3 protein-coding genes are annotated in these 2723 nt (G+C 48.6%); all 3 read left to right on the top strand.

The features are described 5' to 3' along the window. The first annotated feature begins 288 nt into the window (after positions 1-288). The 3 genes from efp to O9324_RS19630 all read left to right on the top strand — a co-directional run bounded on the left by efp (position 289) and on the right by O9324_RS19630 (position 2498). The gene (efp, locus tag O9324_RS19640) at positions 289-846 is read left to right on the top strand and encodes an elongation factor P (RefSeq protein WP_288141076.1); all 558 of its coding nucleotides are present in this window, start codon (positions 289-291) and stop codon (positions 844-846) included. A 165-nt stretch (positions 847-1011) separates the two neighbouring features. Then, entirely contained in the window at positions 1012-1506 is a 495-nt protein-coding gene (accB, locus tag O9324_RS19635) for an acetyl-CoA carboxylase biotin carboxyl carrier protein (RefSeq protein WP_052278345.1), read from the top strand. A 5-nt stretch (positions 1507-1511) separates the two neighbouring features. Next, on the top strand, positions 1512-2498 hold the full coding sequence (locus O9324_RS19630) for a zinc-dependent alcohol dehydrogenase family protein (RefSeq protein ID WP_002765721.1): 987 nt from the start codon (positions 1512-1514) through the stop codon (positions 2496-2498). The last annotated feature ends 225 nt before the right edge of the window (positions 2499-2723 follow it).

The following is a 2723-nucleotide window of genomic DNA, read 5'->3' as shown; positions in this document are numbered from 1 at the left end:
TTCATTCTCTGAAATGTCATTCTCTCAAATCCTTATCTGGCAACGTTTTTAGTCGATTTCTCGGAAATACATAGCTGAAAATTTTTAAAAACGTCGTGCTTTGCTTACCTCATAAGCGATTAAAGGTAGCAAAAAAAGAATTAGATTCGGAGAATGAATCAGCCCTACCTTCTCCCGTTCTGGGAGATGCCACCTCCTCCTTACCTGTAGGGGCGGGAAAAAAGTTTTTTCGGGGACAGGAAGTATGTAAAATGGAATGTTGATCTTTCTTGGCCTAAACAGCATTTCATGATTTCGAGTAACGACTTTCGGAGCGGCACAACCATCGAGATAGATGGCTCTGTCTGGCGGGTGGTGGAATTCCTGCACGTCAAACCGGGTAAGGGATCGGCCTTTGTGCGAACCAAGTTAAAAAATGTCCAGACCGGCAACGTGGTAGAACGGACGTTCCGGGCGGGGGAAACCTTGCCCTCAGCCACGATCGAAAAGCGCACCATGCAGCAGACCTACAAAGAAGGCGATCAGTTTGTCTTCATGGACATGGAGACTTTTGAGGAAGCAACTCTCACCCCGGCACAAATGGGCGATCGAGCCAAGTATCTGAAGGAAGGAATGGAAGTCAATATTCTCTTTTGGAATGAGCAAGTGTTAGAGATAGAATTGCCCACCTCGGTAATCTTGGAAATCACCGATACAGATCCGGGAGTCAAGGGAGATACGGCCACCGGTGGCACGAAACCGGCGATCGTAGAAACGGGAGCGCAGGTGATGGTTCCCCTGTTTATTTCCATCGGTGAAAGGATTAAAGTGGACACCAGGGATGGTTCCTATCTGGGACGGGAATAATTGTGATCAGAAGCCCAGAAATGAGGTCTTAGGGAGGGGTTTAGGACTAAAGCCAGTTTTCTGAGCCTGTCTCCCAAAACTTAGCCGCTAGATGCGAAAAATCGACGGTTTGGTAGGTGCGAATTTGGATTTGTTGCTTTTTATTTGCGGGGGGATTTCAGAGCGGTGACTATTGATTACAACGAAATTCGAGAACTGATCAAAACATTGGCAGCAACGGATATTAGTGAATTTAGCCTTAAAAGTGCAGATTTGGAGCTAAATATCCGCAAAGGAACCGTTAATACTGCCCTTGGGCCTCTCGCCGCTCCCTTGCCGGTGGTGACGGCCCCGGTCGCCCCTCCAGTGGTAGCCGCAGGTCCCACCCCGGCCCCAGAAACCCCCACTCCCGAACCCGTAGCCGCCGCTGTTGATAAAAAATGGCTGGCGATTACCTCTCCCATGGTCGGCACTTTTTATCGCGCTCCCGCTCCCGATGAACCCTCTTTTGTGGAAAAAAACGATCGAGTCCGGGTCGGACAAACGGTCTGTATCATCGAAGCGATGAAGTTGATGAATGAAATCGAAGCGGAAGTGGCCGGGCAAATCGTCGAAATCGCCGTCGCTAACGGTGAACCGGTAGAATTTGGTCAGACGTTAATGTGGGTTAATCCCGAATAGACAGAATGAAAGCTATCCTCATGACTGCCGTGGATGTCCTGCAGCTTCAGCAAGTCCCCACCCCGAAAATTAGTCAACCGCATCAGGTTTTAGTAGCATTAAAAGCCGCTGGTGTCAACCCTATTGATACAAAAATTCGTAAACGCGGCACTTTTTACCCCGAGCAAATGCCGGCCATTTTGGGCTGTGACGGGGCGGGAATTGTCGAGGCCGTTGGGGCGGCGGTGCAGGATTTTCGCCCCGGGGATGAAGTGTACTTTTGTAGCGGCGGACTGGGCAAGCCTGGCACGGGAAATTATGCCGAATATGCCCTGATCGAGGCGGATCATTTGGCCCACAAGCCAAAATCTCTTTCTTTTGCCGAGGCGGCCGCTGTACCTTTGGTTTTAATCACCGCTTGGGAAGCACTCTACGATCGCGCTCGTCTCCAGTCGGGACAAAGCGTACTTATCCATGGCGGGGCCGGGGGTGTTGGTCATGTTGCGATTCAATTGGCGAAACTGAAGGGGGCTAAAGTTTATACAACGGTGGGAAATAGCGATAAAGAGCGTTTGGTGCGGCAATTAGGGGCAGATTACCCGATTTTATACAAACAAACCGATTTTGTCGCGGCGATACTTCAAGAAACCGCAGGGAAAGGGGTAGATGTCGCTTTTGATACGGTGGGAGGGGAAACTTTTGGGCAGACTTGCCGAGCGGTGCGAGTTTATGGCGATATGGTGACAATTTTGGAACCTAGGGGCAGCTGGAAGGAAGCGCGCGATCGCAATTTGCGGATTAGTTTAGAATTAATGTTAACCCCGGCTTTGATGGGACTGCCAGAAGCGCAAAAATATCAAACAGAAATTCTCAGGCAAGGGGCGCGTTTAATTGATGAGAAAAAGTTAACTATTCATCTCTCCCAAACCTTCCCTTTAGCGGCAGCTATCAGCGCCCATCAATTGCTAGAAACTGGTGCGGTGACGGGGAAAATAGCCCTAATTATCGACTAGAAATCTGCTGGCCACTTAAGTAAGTAGTTATAATTAAATCAAAGATAGATTTTGCCTCTGATCCCCCCTGCCCCCTAGGGTTGATTCATTCTCTGAAATGTCATTCTCTCAAATCCTTATCTGGCAACGTTTTTAGTCGATTTCTCGGAAATACATAGCTGAAAATTTTTAAAAACGTCGTGCTTTGCTTACCTCATAAGCGATTAAAGGTAGCAAAAAAAGAAT

The sequence above is a fragment of the Microcystis sp. LE19-84.1B genome (genome assembly GCF_027531875.1).
Taxonomy (GTDB): domain Bacteria; phylum Cyanobacteriota; class Cyanobacteriia; order Cyanobacteriales; family Microcystaceae; genus Microcystis; species Microcystis panniformis.
This window is presented reverse-complemented; position numbering and strand designations above follow the sequence as displayed.